The 16,979-nt window shown below is 54.4% G+C and carries 15 protein-coding genes; 9 read left to right on the forward strand and 6 right to left on the reverse strand.

Features of this window, described 5'->3' with window-relative positions; translation table 11 throughout:
- Positions 1 to 240 precede the first annotated feature (240 nt).
- Complete coding sequence (locus tag TH3_RS02790) at positions 241 to 1,635, forward strand: class I SAM-dependent RNA methyltransferase (protein WP_007088914.1); 1,395 nt, start codon at positions 241 to 243, stop codon at positions 1,633 to 1,635.
- A gap of 172 nt (positions 1,636 to 1,807) precedes the next feature.
- On the forward strand, positions 1,808 to 2,875 hold the full coding sequence (locus TH3_RS02795; RefSeq protein ID WP_007088913.1) for a flagellin: 1,068 nt from the start codon (positions 1,808 to 1,810) through the stop codon (positions 2,873 to 2,875).
- A gap of 34 nt (positions 2,876 to 2,909) precedes the next feature.
- On the opposite strand, the gene TH3_RS02800 is transcribed toward TH3_RS02795, so the two are convergent.
- Positions 2,910 to 3,422: an SH3 domain-containing protein gene (locus TH3_RS02800; RefSeq protein ID WP_007088912.1), complete on the reverse strand. Its 513-nt coding sequence runs from the start codon at positions 3,420 to 3,422 to the stop codon at positions 2,910 to 2,912.
- A gap of 214 nt (positions 3,423 to 3,636) precedes the next feature.
- On the opposite strand from TH3_RS02800, the gene TH3_RS02805 reads away from it, so the two are divergent.
- Complete coding sequence (locus tag TH3_RS02805) at positions 3,637 to 4,623, forward strand: 2-hydroxyacid dehydrogenase (protein WP_007088911.1); 987 nt, start codon at positions 3,637 to 3,639, stop codon at positions 4,621 to 4,623.
- Between the two features lie 95 nt (positions 4,624 to 4,718).
- On the opposite strand, the gene TH3_RS02810 is transcribed toward TH3_RS02805, so the two are convergent.
- Positions 4,719 to 7,394 carry a cation-translocating P-type ATPase gene (locus TH3_RS02810; RefSeq protein ID WP_007088910.1) on the reverse strand — a complete coding sequence of 892 codons (2,676 nt, stop codon included), beginning with the start codon at positions 7,392 to 7,394 and terminating at the stop codon, positions 4,719 to 4,721.
- 241 nt (positions 7,395 to 7,635) lie between these two features.
- Between TH3_RS02810 and TH3_RS02815 the strand changes: the two genes are divergently transcribed.
- The 5 genes from TH3_RS02815 (at position 7,636) to TH3_RS02840 (ending at position 11,752) form a co-directional block, all read left to right on the forward strand.
- Entirely contained in the window at positions 7,636 to 8,322 is a 687-nt protein-coding gene (locus tag TH3_RS02815) for a fumarylacetoacetate hydrolase family protein (RefSeq protein WP_007088909.1), read from the forward strand.
- Between the two features lie 70 nt (positions 8,323 to 8,392).
- A complete protein-coding gene (gene xth / locus TH3_RS02820) occupies positions 8,393 to 9,190 on the forward strand; it encodes an exodeoxyribonuclease III (RefSeq protein ID WP_007088908.1) in 798 nt (265 codons plus the stop codon).
- Between the two features lie 177 nt (positions 9,191 to 9,367).
- A complete protein-coding gene (locus TH3_RS02825; protein ID WP_007088907.1) occupies positions 9,368 to 10,198 on the forward strand; it encodes an AsmA family protein in 831 nt (276 codons plus the stop codon).
- A 478-nt stretch (positions 10,199 to 10,676) separates the two neighbouring features.
- Complete coding sequence (locus TH3_RS02835) at positions 10,677 to 11,528, forward strand: OmpA family protein (RefSeq protein WP_007088906.1); 852 nt, start codon at positions 10,677 to 10,679, stop codon at positions 11,526 to 11,528.
- A 26-nt stretch (positions 11,529 to 11,554) separates the two neighbouring features.
- A complete protein-coding gene (locus TH3_RS02840; RefSeq protein WP_007088905.1) occupies positions 11,555 to 11,752 on the forward strand; it encodes a YqaE/Pmp3 family membrane protein in 198 nt (65 codons plus the stop codon).
- Between the two features lie 90 nt (positions 11,753 to 11,842).
- Here TH3_RS02840 and TH3_RS02845 read toward each other — a convergent pair whose 3' ends face one another.
- The 4 genes from TH3_RS02845 to htpG form a co-directional block, all read right to left on the reverse strand.
- Positions 11,843 to 12,073 carry a hypothetical protein gene (locus TH3_RS02845; protein WP_007088904.1) on the reverse strand — a complete coding sequence of 77 codons (231 nt, stop codon included), beginning with the start codon at positions 12,071 to 12,073 and terminating at the stop codon, positions 11,843 to 11,845.
- Between the two features lie 46 nt (positions 12,074 to 12,119).
- Positions 12,120 to 13,445 carry a deoxyguanosinetriphosphate triphosphohydrolase gene (locus TH3_RS02850; RefSeq protein ID WP_007088903.1) on the reverse strand — a complete coding sequence of 442 codons (1,326 nt, stop codon included), beginning with the start codon at positions 13,443 to 13,445 and terminating at the stop codon, positions 12,120 to 12,122.
- Between the two features lie 128 nt (positions 13,446 to 13,573).
- On the reverse strand, positions 13,574 to 14,353 hold the full coding sequence (locus TH3_RS02855; RefSeq protein ID WP_007088902.1) for an SDR family NAD(P)-dependent oxidoreductase: 780 nt from the start codon (positions 14,351 to 14,353) through the stop codon (positions 13,574 to 13,576).
- A gap of 121 nt (positions 14,354 to 14,474) precedes the next feature.
- On the reverse strand, positions 14,475 to 16,358 hold the full coding sequence (gene htpG, locus TH3_RS02860) for a molecular chaperone HtpG (RefSeq protein WP_007088901.1): 1,884 nt from the start codon (positions 16,356 to 16,358) through the stop codon (positions 14,475 to 14,477).
- Positions 16,359 to 16,634: 276 nt separating this feature from the next.
- On the opposite strand from htpG, the gene TH3_RS02865 reads away from it, so the two are divergent.
- Positions 16,635 to 16,961, forward strand: coding sequence for an HPF/RaiA family ribosome-associated protein (locus tag TH3_RS02865; RefSeq protein WP_007088900.1), 327 nt, complete (start codon positions 16,635 to 16,637; stop codon positions 16,959 to 16,961).
- The last annotated feature ends 18 nt before the right edge of the window (positions 16,962 to 16,979 follow it).

Here is a 16,979-nt window from a genome sequence, read left to right on the forward strand (position 1 = left end):
CCACTACGCTGTTTATGTGGGCATTCTTACACGATTTTAAGGGTTTGAGCGTGTGCAAAAGTGAATAAAGGCTAAATTCAACTGACCCGATGATCACTTGTGATGCTGGGAAAGGCGGATTTCGGGCTGTCAGGCAGCCATGCATTGTGCGGGTCTGTTCGTGATTGCATATCTGGTGTATGTCGATGCCGATGCGCCATCCCGCAAGGTGCAGCAGAAGCCGGATCAAAGAGAGAGTTCATGAAACATCATCACCGCAATCCCCGTGCCCGCGGTGGGCGTCGTAAATCCGCGCCGCGCCGCGATCCGTTGATCGGGTTCGAGGCGACAACGACAATCCGCGAAATCGGCGCGCGGGGCGACGGCATTGCAAGCATCACGGGGCCGGATGGTTCTAGCATCATTGCCTATGTCGATTGTGTCCTGCCCGGTGATGACGTGCGTGTGGCCCTGCGGCAAAAACGCGGTGACGGATATGGTGCGGAACTGGTCGAACTGATTGCGCGCAGTGCGCCTGCCAGTGCCCCGCGGTGCAGCCACTATGAAAGCTGCGGCGGATGTGCGCTTCAGCATCTTGATGATGACAGCTATCGCAACTGGAAACGCCAGAAGGCATTAACCGCGGTCCAGCGTGCCGGACTTGATCCCGACGAGGCCGAGGAACTGGTGGGAGATGTCGAAATTTCACCACCGGCAAGCCGTCGCCGGGCCGGTTTTGCGGTTCATGTGGGGGCAACCGGTGTGCATGTCGGTTTCCATGGCCGGTTCAGCCATACGGTCATCGACATTACCGACTGTGCCGTTCTGCATCCGGACCTGATGGCGTTCCGTGATGCCTTTGCGGCCTTTCTTGGCAAATGTGATCCGGATGCCGCAAAGACCGTCAAGGAAGTGTTTGTGACCCGTGCGGATAACGGCCTTGATGTGGTGATACATGCAGGTGTCGAACCGGGGCTCGATATGCGGCAGGATCTGGCCGAATTTGCCGAAAATCTTGATCTGGCAAGGCTAAGCTGGAAGGTCGGTGACGCCAATGATGAACCGGTGGCGGCGCGCCGCACCCCAACCGTTGCCTTCGAAGGCATCGATGTGCCCGTGCCGCCGGGGGGCTTCCTGCAGGCGACCCGGAATGGCGAGGCATCCCTGACCAATGCGATCAAGGTGGCGTTGCAACGTATCCCGGCCCGCCATGTCGCGGATCTGTTTTGCGGGATTGGCAGCTTTACCTTTGCGCTTGCATTGGGGGGGGATCGCCGCAATGTCGTCGCGGTGGAAAGCGATCCGCGTGCCGTGCGCAGCCTGCAATATGCCGTCGGACAATCGTCGAGTCCGATCAAGGTTGTCGAACGCGATCTATTTCGCCGTCCCCTTGATAAGGCCGACTTGTCCGGACTTGATCTTGTCCTGTTTGATCCCCCACGTGCCGGTGCATTGGCGCAGTGTGAAAACCTTGCGATTGACGGGCCTGAATGGGTGATCGCGGTGTCGTGCAATCCGGCGACATTTTCCCGCGATATCAGGGTGTTGCGCAATGGTGGGTATGAACTGACGCGGGTTGTTCCGGTCGATCAGTTCCTGTGGTCATCGCATCTTGAGATGTTCGCAATCCTGCATCGAAACAAAACATCGGCCTGATTGAACGCTCCAGTTGTTTGTTTTGGCTTAATATTTCGTTCCAAATACACTATACTTATGTCTGGTTTTTCCGCCGGACTTCCAGGATGGGCTGCCCGGCTTCGGATCAATGTGATTCGGACCGGGGCGTAGCATGTAGCTGCATAACCGGCTTGTTTGTGCGGAAACGACATTGCAGGCAGTTGGTAGTCCTTATCCGGTCTATACTGACACTGCGCGCGCCATCGCGCCGCAGAACCGCCTGCTTGCGTCCGTCGAGAGCATCCAAAGCAACAATTCCCCGAACACCAGCCTTAGTAACGATGCCCTTCGCAATAGCAGTGCTGCATCCCGGAGCCTGCGGGGCTCGCTTGATCGTGCGGATGATTTTCTTAAAGTTGCCGCCGATGATCTTTCGCGGATCGGCTCTGCTTTGGACGAAGTCGATACACTGGTCAGCAGCGTTGAAAACAACCCATCACTGTCACGCGTCGAACGTGGGTTCATCACAGCGCAAATTCAGGATTATCTTGATCAGATCGACGAAATCGCCACCAGCAGCAATTATGATGGCAAAAACCTGCTGGACAGTGATCAGACAATTGAATTGCAGATCGGATCGGGGACGTCATCAGGCAACCGTCTGAATGTTGAACTGTATGCATCCGGGACCGAAGGATTGGCAACCGGGCTATCTGCCATCGACATTTCCGATGATGCCGGGGTTTCCAATACGCGTGACCGTGTTGATGCCGCGCAGGAAGCGCTTTCAAACCGGGAAATATCCCTACAGGCAGACCGCGAAAGCATTGCCGGGGCGGCTGATCGCAGCCGGGTTTCCGAGGTTGCAGGTAACAACATCCTTCAGGCGCAACTTGCCGCGGCCGAACCTGGCGACGCCGATCAGGTGCGGCGCGGAATCATAGAAGCTTTTCAGGGCTATCTTGGCGAAATATCGGCACGTTTGCAGGATCAGACCGTGACGATTGGTGGCATCAGTCTGCCAGAACCGCAACCAAGACCTGAGCCGGTTACCGAGCGTGATGATCCGTTTGCCTATGATCCGAACGCGGATCCATTCGGGCGTGATGATGGGCAATACTTCGCGCCGACAACAGGAAGAAATACCAACGATCCAGTCCCGTCCAGCACGTTTGGCGGCTATGACAGCAACGGTGGTGGGACGGGTATTGGCGGCACCTTGTCAGGTGGTGGCGGGGCTGATCAATCCAGCGCGCCCCGCGTATCGATAGAAGCCTGAATGATATAGGCCCTGGTCGGACAAGACATAAAGCCTATTCGATATATTCCCCGTCATAAATGCCCCAATAGCCCTGACGCGGGGCCCATCCTTCGAAATCGCCAAACTGCAACTGACACCAGTCAACCGAACGCGGGCAGGTTTCGATTTTGCCAATCACCGAATTGGAAACAAGGGCGATCTTGCGGGCATTTTCATCGGCGGCGGAATAAAGCGTGATGGTATCGGCGGTAACAATCACATGACGTGATCCCAGCAAAAGACTTTGATGCACCCATCCTTCGCTGCCTTCCCAGTCGCGAACCTTGCGCCAGGTATCAAATTCCGAAATGACTTCCATCGGCATGTTGCGGCGCTGATAGATCCAGACCTTTGGGTAACGCAGGCCGGGCCCGGATCGCAGGTGAACCTTGTCTGACCGCAATGCAACAAAGCGCGGGATCGGCAGGCCTGATTCCTGCGCGCTGGCGACAATCGGCGCGCCAAGGCTGCCAAGGATCGCCATGGCGACAAAAGTATGAAGGAATTTACGGATGATCCGCGGCATTGTGACGGTTTTCCCTGCTCTTTCTTCTGCTGCCGGAATAGAATTTCGGAACCGGCGAACCTTGCTCTTTAAGAAATAAAATTACAAAAATGACGTCAAAATTCTTGCTTTAATACCCTGTGACGTGGCATCACTGCATTGCGGCAAGAGCGCATTTGGCGCAAGAAACCCATCTTGTCAGCAAAAGAGTTAAAAGACCGCATAGGAACGGCAGATGACCAAGAAAAAACCCCTCGTCATCGTGACCCGCAAACTGCCGGAAGCGATTGAAACCCGCATGATGGAGCTGTTTGATGCACGTCTGAACATCGACGATGTCCCGATGTCCAAGGCCGAATTGATCGAGGCGGTCAAACAGGCCGATGTTCTTGTCCCGACGGTGACGGACAGAATCGATTCCGCCGTTCTTGCCCATGCGGGGCCGAATTTGCGCCTGATTGCCAATTTCGGGACGGGTGTTGACCATGTCGATCTGCAAACCGCACGGTCACGCGGTATCACCGTCACCAACACCCCCGATGTCCTGACCGAGGATACCGCCGATATGACAATGGCGCTGATCCTTGCAGTATCGCGCCGTGTTGCCGAAGGCGAACGCATGATCCGCAGCGGCGAATGGACGGGCTGGGCACCGACATCGATGCTGGGGCATCGCATCTGGGGCAAGCGGCTTGGCATTGTCGGCATGGGGCGCATTGGCCGGGCCTTGGCCCGCCGGGCAAAGGGTTTTGGCCTGTCTGTGCATTATCATAACCGCCGCCGTGTTCATCCCGATACCGAGGCGGAACTGGATGCGACCTGGTGGGAAAGCCTGGATCAGATGTTGGCCCATGTTGATGTTGTGTCAGTCAACTGCCCGCATACACCGGCAACCTATCATTTGCTGTCGGCCCGTCGCCTTAAACTGATGCAGCCGCACGCCATTCTGGTCAATACGGCCCGTGGCGAGATTGTCGATGAACCGGCATTGACCCGGATGCTGGCCGATCGTGAAATTGCCGGGGCCGGGCTTGATGTGTTCGAACATGAACCGGCCGTGAACCCGAAACTGCTTGAATTGCAGAACGCCGTTCTGTTGCCGCATATGGGGTCGGCGACCATCGAAGGGCGTGTCGATATGGGCGAAAAGGTGCTGATCAATATCAAGACCTTTGTCGATGGTCACACACCGCCGGATCGGGTGATTGAAGGGCTTCTGTAAGGACCTGATATATATATCCTTTGGCGATACCTGTAGGGGAATTGATGTGCCGGGTACTGTTATCCGGCACATTGCGTTTCGTAGGGTGATTGGCCTTAAGACGACACAGGCTGCTTTGCCGGTTTGGTGAATATTTTCGCTGCCTGCCCGATAACCAGCGGTACCAGACTTGCCCCGATCACCAGAAGCCATCCCGTGCCGCTGGGCGGTGCAATCATGAGCAGCCGGGACAATTCGGGAACATAAAGCGTCAATCCGATCAGGAGCACGCAAATTCCCAAGGCAATCCAGATGAAAGGGTTGCGGGTAACATCGTTGAAAATCCAGCCGGAAGATCGGGCACGCATGTTGAAAACATGCAGCAACTGTGCGGTTGCAAGGGTCAGGAACGATACCGACAAAGCTTCCTGATCCCCAAGGTTGAAAACATGCAGTGCCATGGCAAAAGCACCAAGTACTCCGACCGTAATCAATGCGCCGTAAAAAAGAATGCCGCCCCAATCCTGTTTGGTCAGAACCGGTGTTTTGGGATCGCGCGGGGGCTGGTTCATCACATGCCGGTCTCCTTCGCCAATACCAAGTGCGAAAGCCGGAAACACGTCCGTTACAAGGTTAAGATACAAAATCTGCAACGGCAGAAGCGGTAAGGGAAGCCCGCTTGGCACGGCAAGGCCGATCACGAGTATCTCGCTGAGATTGCATGACATCAGATACAGCACAAAGGTGCGTATATTGGCAAAAATAACCCGTCCCTGATGCATCGCGGTTACGATTGACGGGAAGGCATCGTCACGCAGAACCATGTCTGCGGCTTCGCGGGCGACGTCTGTGCCTCTTTTGCCCATGGCGATGCCGATATCAGCCTTTTTAAGCGCGGGGGCATCGTTAACGCCATCGCCGGTCATGGCAACAATGGCACCTGCCTGCTGGTGAAGGGAAACCAGATTTAATTTTGCTTCGGGGCTGACCCTTGCAAAAACGGGGGTGGCAAGAATGCGGTCACGTTCTGTTTTCTGCGTCAGGTCGGTTGCCTGAAGCATCCTGCCTTCAAGTCCCGATGCGGTTGCATCGCAAAGTCCGACTTGCGCCGCAATATTCCTGGCGGTGCCGATATGATCGCCCGTTACCATGATGACCCGAACCCCCGCCGCATGACAGGCCTGTATTGCGGCAGGCACATCTTCTCGCGGGGGATCAAGAAGGGCGATCAGGCCAATCAGGATCAGATCCTGATAGGGGGGCGTATCGACCGCAGGGGCATTTTTCATCGCAAGGGCAAGAACGCGCAAGCCCTTTTGCGTCATGTCATTGCTTAAATCCGACCAGCGACGCCGGGCTTTTTCGTCCATTTCACGCGGGCCATGATTTTCAAGGAAGCCGGTGCTGTTTTTTATGACGGCTTCGGGTGCGCCCTTGATCGCAACAAACAGGTTATCGGGGGTGTTTTGATCGCGATGAAAGGTTGCCATCATGCGGGTCTGCGCGCTGAAAGCTTCCTTGGCGATTTCGGGGTATCTGGCTTGTTGTTCTGTCTGGTCAATGCCTGCATTCCGGGCGACTTCAAGCAGGGCCAGTTCCATCGGGTCGCCAATGTGCTTTTCCGTGCTGCCGGATGGCAGCAGAATTGCGTCGTTGCACAAAACGGCAATCCGTATGGCCAGTTCTTCGGGGCTGTTTACTGCCAGCAATGCGTCAGGAGATGACGTAAAATCAACTTCGTTTTCCGAGGTCCTGAGGGCCACGACCGTCATCCGGTTTTCGGTCAGCGTTCCGGTTTTATCGGTCATGATAACCGTGGTCGCACCCAGCGTTTCAACGGCTGACAGGTTCTTGATCAGGGCATTGCGTTTCGCCATCCGCCACATCCCTCGGGCAAGGGCAACCGTTGCAACAATCGGCAATCCTTCTGGGACGGCGGCAATCGCAAGGGCGATACCGGTCTTGAGCATCATCACCATGTCTTTGCCGACATAAATGCCGACAATGGCGATGCATATGGTCAGTCCCAAAGTGGCCCAGATAAGATGACCAGCCAGCGTATCAAGACGTTTTTCAAGTGGTGATGTTTCGGCTTCTGCCATTTCGGTCATCGCCGCGATATGACCAAGTTCGGTTGTCATTCCGGTGGCAACACAGACACCCGATCCGTCCCCGCGGCTGATGGCTGTGCCCTTGAACACCATATTCGTGCGATCACCAAGCGGCAGGTTTTCATCGGTTCTGGCATCATCGGGCAGGTTGATGGTTTTGTCCGTCGGAACGGACTCCCCTGTCAAAGCAGATTCATCTGCCTGCAGGTTGCTGCATTCTATCAAACGGATATCAGCCGGAATAATGTCGCCCGCTTCAAAGATAACAATATCGCCCGGTACGATGTCGCGGGCCTCCAGCACGTGGATTTGCCCATCCCGCCTTACCTTGGCGTGAACACTTGAAAGCTTTCGCAATGCCTCCATCGAACGGATGGCCCTGAATTCGGATGTAAAGCCGATGGCTGCATTGATGATCAGCACCACGACGATGGCAATGCCCTCGGTCAGGTCGCCGAAATAAAATGAAAGGGCCGCGGCACCCGCCAGCATATAGACAATCAGCCCCGCAAATTGCCGGATCAGGATGGTCCAGAACGAGACGTGCTTCTGGTCCTTAAGGCTGTTCCTGCCGTATTTCTTCCGGCGTTCTGTGGCGTCCGTTTCCGAAAGGCCGACCTCGGGGGAAACATTCAGATGTGCAAGGATTTCCGGTAATGGCTGAATATGATGATCGGACATGCAGAAACCTTTGCAACCAGCAACAAGCAGACGGGCAGGCACCAGCCAACTAGGTCACTAAATCAGTGACCGGTCAAGCAACCGGCCATTTGAGGGCACCTGATTTGATGGTGCAGCATCCTCCTGACAGCTTCTGACAGGGAGGCGGATTAAATCCGTACTCAAAGCATTTCAATTTATCAGCAGCTTGGGTATCAGTAAGGACAATATTTCCATCAGGATTTCCTTCAAGGGGGCCACCATGCGTTTCGTCTTTCCCGCAGCTACGCCGGTTACCGTTCCGGTGCAGAATTCGGATCAGCTTTTCCCGGTCAATCGCATCTTCTGCATTGGCAAGAATTATGCCGACCATGTGCGCGAAATGGGCTCCGACCCGGCCGATACCCCGCCCTGCATCTTCATGAAGCCGACGGATTGCCTGAAGGTTGGCAACGGTGATCTTGCCTATCCGTCGGGAACCGAGGACCTCCATTACGAGGGGGAGCTTGTTGTGGCCCTTGGTGCGGGGGGCAAGAACCTTGATCGTGCGGCGGTTGAAGCTGCCATTTTCGGATATGCTGCGGGCCTTGATATGACCCGCCGTGATGTGCAGGCCGGCCTTAAGGACCGCCGTTTGCCGTGGGATATGGCAAAGTCCTTTGATGATTGTGCCGCGATTTCGGCAATCCGCCCCAAGGCAGACGCAGGCAATCCGCAGGCAACCAATCTGAAATTGTCGGTCAATGGCACGGTCAAACAGGATGATACCACCGCCAAAATGATCTGGCCGATGGTTGACGCATTGGTGCATCTGTCGACCCTGATCGAGCTTAAGGCAGGTGATCTGCTGTTTACCGGAACCCCCGAAGGTGTCGGTCAGGTGGTTCGCGGTGACCGCATGGATGTGGTGATTGCCGATGTCGCCGAACTGTCGGTTACACTGAAATAGCATCAGGATATCAAGATACAGGGATTAAAGGGTCAGGGCCCACTCACCTCATCAGGAAACGGAGTCCGTTTTGAAAATCGTCAGCTGGAATATCAATTCCGTTCGATTGCGCATCGAACAGGTCATAAAGTTTTTAGAAGAACAACAACCCGATGCGCTGTGTCTTCAGGAACTGAAATGCCCGGACGAGCATTTCCCCCACGAGGCATTTGAAGCCGCCGGTTACATTCATCGTCATAACCATGGCATGAAAAGCTATAACGGTGTTGCGATCCTGTCGCGGTTGCCGTTTGCGGAAGTCGACATCAAGCATTTCTGTGGCAAGGAAGACCGCCGTCACTGTATGGTGACGTTTGAAAACGGGGTCGAGCTGCACAATTTCTACATCCCGGCCGGGGGCGACGAACCGGACGTGACAATCAATGAAAAGTTTGCCCACAAGCTTTCCTTCCTTGATGAAATGACCGCATGGTGGGCGGAACGCCGGGTTGCCGACCCGGATCGCAAGGCCATTCTGGTCGGGGATTTCAATATTGCCCCGTCGGAAAATGACGTCTGGTCGCACAAGCAGCTTTTGAAAGTTGTCAGCCACACACCGATCGAAGTTGAAAAGCTCGAAGCATTCCGTAAATCCGGTGATTTCGTGGACTCGGTGCGTGAAATCGTCGAAGAGCCGGAAAAACTGTTTAGCTGGTGGAGCTATCGTTCACGCGACTGGCGGGCCAGCAACAAGGGGCGTCGTCTGGATCATGTCTGGATGACACCGAATATGGCCGGATCGGTTCGTACCGCATCGGTCTATGACCTTGCCCGTGACTGGGAAAAACCATCCGATCATGCACCGGTGGTTGTCGAGTTCAATATCTGAATACCGTTTTTTCAGCATCAAACAGCGGGCCGGATTTATCCAGTCCGCTGTTTTTTCGTCTAAAAGGTCTTGATCACGGGGCGTGCCGGGGTGAAGCTTCTGATTCAACCCGGAAACGAACGTCCCCAATTCTTTAAGCAGTTTTATCCCGATGAAACAAAAAACAGGATACGGGCAATGAAAAAGATCCTCATCGCGTTGGCAGCCATCATTTTGCTGGTCGTTGCCGGACTGGTGTATGTCTATGTCAATCTTGACAATATCGTCAAAGCAACCATCGAAGAGGCTGGAACCCGTGTGACGCTGGCCGATGTGACGGTGGATAATGTCAAGATTGAAACCACCCAGAACACGGCATCCATTGGCGGGCTGGTTGTCGGGAACCCGGATGGTTTTGAAACCGACCATGCCTTTTCGCTGGGCAATATTTCGGTGCGACTGGATGGTTCGACGCTTACCAGCAATACCATCCGCGTGATCGAGGTGATCGTGGATGCGCCCAGTGTGACCTATGAATTGGGGCAGGGTTCGTCAAACATCGCGACCATTCAGCGCAATGTTGAAAGCTTTGTCCAGCGTGTCTCCGGCCCGACCGGTGCAGGTGGCGACAAGGCAGATACCGCCGCCGATGACGGTTCGGGTACCAAGGTCGTGATTGATAATGTCTATATCCGCAACGGCAATGTCAGTGTGTCGGCCGCGATGCTGCAGGGTAAAAAACTGTCTTCGGGACTTCCTGAAATCCACCTTAAGGACATTGGCAAGCAAGAAGGCGGGGCGACACCGGCGCAAGTCGCCGAAGAAATCATCACCGCCCTTAACACCGCGGTGTTCAAATCGGTTTCCAGTCTGAATGTCGATGGACTTTTGCAAGGGGTCGGTGACCTTGGCAAGGGTGTGACCGGATTGATTGGCGGTGCTGCAACCGGAACCGGCGGCGTGGTCAAGGACGGTGCGGGTGCCGTCGGTGATGCGGTCAAGGGACTGTTTGGCGGTTCGTCCGAATAACGGGACTCGGAACCGGAATTACGGGATATTTCAATAATATCCTTATAATCAATGTCTTGGCGGAAGGGGCGGTTATCGCTCCTTCCGTTTTTCTTTTTAACGGCGAATTGACGGTACTGCCGCACCGCACAAGGACAATCCGCATATTACTGATGTGAGATTTTCTCTATCTCCCTGCTTTTTTTCATGAATTTGGTTTCCATATATTTTGGGGTATGGAAACATTTCACCGATGGACGGTGTCGTCTTGGGGAATCTTGTTCGGCAATATGAACCGGAAAGATTATTTTCGGGGTCTGGTCACTCTTCCGATCTGGTCATCGACAACGGTTTACACCGCCCAACAAAGATCGATGCATTGCATGGGTTACGCGGCGTTTGCCATCAAGCCGGATCAACCGGTTGGTTATGCGCCCTGAAAATAAAATATTGGGATTGGGATCATTATTGTCGTCATCCAGACAAGGAGTGAAGACCGATGAGAGCTAAACTGCTTTTTGCTGTTTCCGCAGCTGCCTTTCTTGCGGCCTGTGCGAACATGGATATTCCGGGCGTTCGCGGGATGACCGATACGGGGTCGGCATTTGATGCAGCCCTTCATCAGGCGTATTCCGACCTTGCGCAAGCCGAATATGACGAAGCGGACTGGGCGGATGCGCGTTACTTCACCAACCGCGCGAAAACGGCGGCGATGGGACAGGATACAGGTCCGCAGCCATTGGCAGATCGAAACCTGCCCCAGGAAGGCCTGGCAGAAATCAGTGTTGCACGGGCTGATTTGATGGCGGCCTTTGATGCGGGCGGACGGGACAAGGCACCAGAGGCCGCCGCGCGGGCCCAGGCTGCTTTCGATTGCTGGATGCAGGAACTTGAAGAAAACATTCAGCAGGAAGACATCGATAATTGCCGTGCCTCGTTCTATCAGGCACTTGCCCTTGTTCAGGCGGAACTTGATCAAAAGCCGATGGCCGCGGCTGCGCCGATGATGATGCCTGAACCGATGAAAATCTACTTTGCGTTCGACAGTGCCGTTCTTGGTGACAAGGCGATGCCGGTTATTGACGGGATTGTCGAAGCATATGAAAAATACGACCCGAAAATGATCAGTCTTACAGCCTATGCTGACCGGGCCGGTGATTCGATGTATAATGACATCCTTGCCAAATCGCGCGTTGATGCGGTGGTCAAGGCATTGCGTGATCATGGCGTCAGCCCCAGCAGGCTTGCCATCAGCATCAGCGGCGAGGCCAACGTACCGGTTCCGACTGCTGATGGTGTCGCCGAAAAAGGCAACAGGGTTGTTACGGTGAAATTTGAAGACGGCATGTAAGCCGACATAACAAAGAGGATGAATATATGCGGTTACTCATCGCGCTTCTGCTGCCATGGTTGTTGTTCTTTACCATCGGGCGGCCCATTGCAGGTATCATCTGCCTGATCTTGCAGATTACCCTTCTGGGGTGGATTCCGGCGGCAATCTGGGCTGTCTATGCGTTGAGCCAGTACAACACCGACAAAAAAATCAGTCAGGCCATGGGCGGTGGGCAGGGTTAATTTCCTGCAATATGTTCACGCATGCTGATGATATTGGCGGTAACGCCGCATCGTTTCTGAAAGACAGGTCTTTGGGCCTGTCTTTTTTTGTTAATGCATGTGGCGTCGGACGCCACCGACAAACCGGCCAATCAAGCGCGATACGATGAAGCGGGTGACAATAAAGGCAACAAATCCGGCAAGTCCGGGCCAGTACCATGCCTGTATTTCGGGCCGTGTGCTTTGTTCAACCAGCCCGTAAACGACGACCGCCATTCCTGCGCCCGCCATAAAAGCCAGACGCCTGCGATAGCGACCGATGAACGGGGCAAATAACCACATCGTCCCGTTTCCTATGCTTGCGTCCGGCCGTTACGATTGCCGCGCATCAATGCTGTCCACCGCCGATATCGCGCGCAAGACGGGCGGCAAAGTCATCGGTCATGCCCGATATGTAATCAAGGATCGTCAGATACAGGTTGTAAAGCGGTGCGCCGACCGGCATCGAATCATTGCCGATCAGTTCGCGAACCCGCCCGGTACGATAGGAAAGCTCTGCGTCATCCTTCGCCTGATGGATTTCAAGGGCCGTCTTGCAGAAGGTATCAAGCAGCGTTTCAAGGCAGGCAAATGCGCCGACCTCGATCTGGACTTTGCGCCGGTTCAGAATGATCTGCTTTTCTGAAAACTGTTTGGCGGTCGCGATCATTTCGTTGAACGGGCCATCGGCACAGGACAGAAGATCACCATCGACTGCCCCGTTCAGCAACTGCTCCTCGCGCAAGACAAAGGCATCGGTCAGCGCATCAAGAAGCCCGGTGATGATCTTGCCACGCAGGAAGGTCATCTTGCGCCGGATGTTGGTTTCACGGTGATATTCGCTAGGAATGTCGTCGGGAATGCAGGGCAATAACAGGTTTTCAAAGACGCTGAAATCAACCAGTTCCAGTTCGACACCATCTTCGATATCAATCAGGGCATAACAGACATCATCGGCCGCTTCGACCAGATAAACCAGCGGATGGCGGCAAAACGATTGCGCCCCGGTGCGGATCAGGCCGGTGGCATCGGCAACCTCGGTCAGCAAATCCATTTCGCGCTGAAACGCACCGAATTTCATTTTTTCGGGATAAGGACTGCCAATCGCCGACCATGGATATTTTACAAAACTTGCCAGCGTCGCATAGGTCAGGCGCATGCCGCCGTCATAAAGGCCACTTCGTTTATGGGTCAGCAACCTGAACCCCTGCGCATTACCTTCAAAGGTGGTCAGATCGGCGCGTTCTGCCTCGGACAGCGGCGCAAGATATTTGGGATCGGCATCCAGAAACCACTGACGCACGGCATATTCCCCGGCATGGCCAAATGGCGGGTTGCCGATGTCATGGGCAAGGGCGGCGGCCTGAACAATGGCGGCCATATGATCGGGTTCAATTCCGTCGGGCAGGTGGCCTTTTTCGGCCAACTGATGGCCGACCATAAGTCCCATGGACCGTGCAACACAGGATACTTCAAGGCTATGGGTCAGGCGCGTATGGACATTGTCGTTTTCAGGCAGCGGATGAACCTGCGTCTTGCGTTGCAGACGCCGGAAAGCCGACGAGAAAATGATCCGGTCGTAATCCTTGTGAAAATCGGATCGACCGAATGCCCCGACACTTGAATGTCGTGTGCCCAGACGTTCAGGCGACAGCAATTTTTGCCAGTTCATCATCGGTTTTGCATCCTGAGTCTATCGGTCGCGTACATGTTCGTGTCGCACTATGGCGCAAACTTCATGACATAATCGTAAAGTGACGGGCTTAAAATGTCGGACGATGCTTCATTTCATGCACGTTTACATTACCCCGGCGTTGCCGCCGAACCGGCCAGCAATCCACCATCAATTGTTAGTTCCGTTCCCGTCATGTAAGCGGCTTCATCCGATGCCAGCAAAACGGCAAGTGCCGCGACTTCGTCCGGGGTGCCGAAACGCTTAGCCGGTGTATCAGCGACAAGGGCTGCCATGCGGGCGTCGCGATCCGGACCGTTGCCAAGCATCGGTTCCCACATCGGTGTCAGAATGGCGGCGGGATGGATTGAATTGCAGCGAATATTGTAACCCTGTTGTGCGCAATATAGCGCGACAGTTTTGCTGTGATTGCGAATGGCCGCCTTGGACGAGGCATAGGCCGCCGCAGCCGGAATGCCAACCATTCCCGAGCGCGATGAAATATTGATGATCGAGCCCGATTGACGCTGGCGCATGGCCCTGATGGCGTAGCGACATCCCATAAATGTACCGTCAAGATTAACCTGATGGACTGCGCGCCAGTCGGCAAGAGATGCATTTTCCGGATCATGTGCGACGATGCCGTCTTCAAAACCAGTAATGCCGGCATTGTTGACCATGACATCAATGGCCGGATAGGCATCGGCAAGTTTTTGCCAGTCATCCTCGTTGCCGACATCAAGGCGCATGGTTTTGCAACCTGCCTCCTTGGCAAATGCCAGAAGCGCACCTTCGTCTCGGTCAGTTGCTATGACGTCAGCACCTTCTTTGATAAAGGCTGTTGAAATCGCAGCACCAATGCCGCGCGCCGCGCCGGTTATGATGCAAATCCGGTTTTCAAGTCGTTTCATGGTCGCTTCGTTCCCTGTTCGGCCTTTGATGGCCTTTGCCGGTTTCGGTGTTATAGCCAAAAAGAAAGCGGCGCGTCCATCGACGCGCCGCCATCTTTTGTACGGTGTGGGCAGGGAAAGCTTAGCTACCCAAACCCTTTTCCATCACCAGATCAAGGCGACGGGCGAAGCTGACCGGGTCGGGCAGGGCTTCGCCTTCAAGGATGCGGGCCTGATCAAGCAACAGCAGGGCGGCGTCATGAAGGATCGGGGTCTTGGCGTCCTTGATGGCAATGTCCGACAGCTTTTTGATCAGGCTGTGTTTCGGGTTGATTTCAAGGATGCGCGGGCTGATTTCATCAACACGGTTATGCTGCTTCATCAGGCGTTCCATCCGCAAATCCATGCCGGTTTCATCGGCAATCAGACAGCAGGCCGAACTGGTCAGGCGATCTGATTCACGGACGTCCTTGATGCTGGTGCCAAGTGCGATCTTGATCGATGCGATCAGGGCATCAAGGGACGCATCGGATGCGGCATCGTCTTTCTTGTCGTCCTTGGCATCATCCTTGTCATCGGATTTGACGTCGGCAAGGTCCGCCCCGCCACGGGTGACCGATTTGAAGTCTTTTTCTTCAAACTGGCCAACAGATGGCAACCAGAATTCATCCACCGGGTCGGTCAGCAGCAGAACTTCGATGCCCTTGGCGGCAAAACCTTCAAGCTGCGGGCTGCGTTTGAGCGCATCGACGTCTTCGCCGCTGATATAATAGATCGCCTTCTGACCATCCTTCATGCGGGTGACATAGTCGGCAAGCGTTGTCCAGCCATCCGAATGCGTGGAACGGAAGCGTGCCAGTTTCAGGATGCGGTCGCGGTTGGTGTAGTCTTCATACAGGCCTTCCTTGACGACAGAGCCGAAGTTTTCCCAGAAGGTTTCGAAACCTTTCGAGTCTTTATTCGATGCGGTTTCAAGTTCGGACAGGAGTTTTTTGGTCAGGCCGTTTTTGATTTTGGTCAGGACCGGGTTGTGTTGCAGCATTTCGCGCGAAATGTTCAGCGGCAGATCCTGGCTGTCGACAACACCGGACACAAACCGCAACCAAGGCGGCAGAAGGTCATCCGCACCCTCGGTGATGAAGACCTTGCGGACATAAAGTTTCAGATGGCCTTTGCGCGCCGGATCATAAAGATCGAACGGGCGCATGGTCGGCAGGAACAGAAGACCGGTATATTCAATCGCACCTTCGGCCTGATAGTGGATGGTTTTCCACGGATCGTCGAAGGCGTGCGAATTGTGTTTGTAGAACTCTTTGTACTGTTCGTCGGTAATGTCGGATTTCGGACGGGTCCAGAGTGCCGATGCCTCGTTCAGCGTTTCGTCATTGCCATCTGCCTTCATCAGGACAACCGGGATGCCGATATGATCGGAATAGGTTTTGACGATATGACGCAGGCGATATTCTTCGGTGAATTCCTTGAAATCATCGGTCAGATGCAGGGTGATCTGGGTGCCGTGGCCTTCCATTTCGGCTTCGGCGATGGTGTATTCGCCCTTGCCATCCGATGACCATTTCCACGCCTGATCTTCACCGGCCTTTTTCGTGACGACGTCGACCTGACCCGCAACCATGAAGGCGGAATAGAAACCGACGCCGAACTGACCGATCAGGTCAACATCCTTGGCTTTGTCAGATTTCGACAGGGCCTCGACGAATTTCGCGGTGCCTGAATTGGCAATCGTGCCAAGGTTTTCAATCAGGTCGGTTTTGTTCATCCCGATCCCGTTATCGGCAATCGTCAGAACATTACGGACGTTATCGGTCAGAAGACGAACCTTGAATTCTGAATCCCCTGCGAGCAGTTCCGGTTTGGCAATCGCCTCGTAGCGCAGCTTGTCGCAGGCGTCCGACGCATTGGAAATGAGCTCGCGCAGGAAGATGTCCTTGTTCGAATAAAGCGAATGGACAACGATATCGAGCAGGCGGCTGACTTCAGCCTCGAACCGCATTTTTTCTTCCGTCATGACCTCTGTGTTCTCCTGTAATTTCAATCCACTATGTGCAATTTGCGCTGCTGGGTCCCGATTTGGCAACCTTCAGGCAGTGCTTGATATGCGTCAACGCATCTTGCAGCGCAAGCCCTGTATCCTAAGTATATAAAAAGACGGTTTCATTACAGGGCGCGAGGCTTGCGGAAGTTGTCTTGGGTCCTGTCCTGCCCCGAAACGGCAAACGTTTCGGATAATTGCAAGGTGCAATGCCTTGTGAATGTCTCAGGCTCTATAACAGGAGGCCGCAATATGAAGGTTCCCGTTCAAATCACCTACCGTGATGTTGATCAATCAGATGCGCTGGACGAGCGGATCCGCTTCAAGGTGCAAAAACTGGAAGAAACCTTCGACCGCATGACAAGTTGTCATGTCATCGTGGAAAGACCCCATGCATCCCACGCACAGGGAAACCGCTATGCGGTTCATTTCGGAATTCATGTGCCGGGTAAGGAGATTATGGTTAAGCGCGACAGTGCCGATCATGCCCATGAGGATGTCTATATCGCGCTCAAAAACAGCTATCAGGCGGCGCGCCGTCAACTCAAGGAATATGTCGACCGGATGCGCGCCCACTAGGGTTCCTGTTAACAACAG

This window comes from Thalassospira xiamenensis M-5 = DSM 17429, assembly GCF_000300235.2.
GTDB classification, from domain to species: domain Bacteria; phylum Pseudomonadota; class Alphaproteobacteria; order Rhodospirillales; family Thalassospiraceae; genus Thalassospira; species Thalassospira xiamenensis.

What these genes read in the sequence shown, in the direction of transcription:
- TH3_RS02855 (WP_007088902.1), bottom strand. Translation starts at nt 14,353, where the DNA reads ATGAAACGACTTGAAAACCGGATTTGCATCATAACCGGCGCGGCGCGC.
- TH3_RS02865 (WP_007088900.1), top strand. Translation starts at nt 16,635, where the DNA reads ATGAAGGTTCCCGTTCAAATCACCTACCGTGATGTTGATCAATCAGAT.
- TH3_RS02810 (WP_007088910.1), bottom strand. Translation starts at nt 7,394, where the DNA reads ATGTCCGATCATCATATTCAGCCATTACCGGAAATCCTTGCACATCTG.
- TH3_RS02805 (WP_007088911.1), top strand. Translation starts at nt 3,637, where the DNA reads ATGACCAAGAAAAAACCCCTCGTCATCGTGACCCGCAAACTGCCGGAA.
- TH3_RS02835 (WP_007088906.1), top strand. Translation starts at nt 10,677, where the DNA reads ATGAGAGCTAAACTGCTTTTTGCTGTTTCCGCAGCTGCCTTTCTTGCG.
- TH3_RS02790 (WP_007088914.1), top strand. Translation starts at nt 241, where the DNA reads ATGAAACATCATCACCGCAATCCCCGTGCCCGCGGTGGGCGTCGTAAA.
- htpG (WP_007088901.1), bottom strand. Translation starts at nt 16,358, where the DNA reads ATGACGGAAGAAAAAATGCGGTTCGAGGCTGAAGTCAGCCGCCTGCTC.
- TH3_RS02840 (WP_007088905.1), top strand. Translation starts at nt 11,555, where the DNA reads ATGCGGTTACTCATCGCGCTTCTGCTGCCATGGTTGTTGTTCTTTACC.
- TH3_RS02850 (WP_007088903.1), bottom strand. Translation starts at nt 13,445, where the DNA reads ATGATGAACTGGCAAAAATTGCTGTCGCCTGAACGTCTGGGCACACGA.
- TH3_RS02815 (WP_007088909.1), top strand. Translation starts at nt 7,636, where the DNA reads ATGCGTTTCGTCTTTCCCGCAGCTACGCCGGTTACCGTTCCGGTGCAG.
- TH3_RS02800 (WP_007088912.1), bottom strand. Translation starts at nt 3,422, where the DNA reads ATGCCGCGGATCATCCGTAAATTCCTTCATACTTTTGTCGCCATGGCG.
- TH3_RS02845 (WP_007088904.1), bottom strand. Translation starts at nt 12,073, where the DNA reads ATGTGGTTATTTGCCCCGTTCATCGGTCGCTATCGCAGGCGTCTGGCT.
- TH3_RS02825 (WP_007088907.1), top strand. Translation starts at nt 9,368, where the DNA reads ATGAAAAAGATCCTCATCGCGTTGGCAGCCATCATTTTGCTGGTCGTT.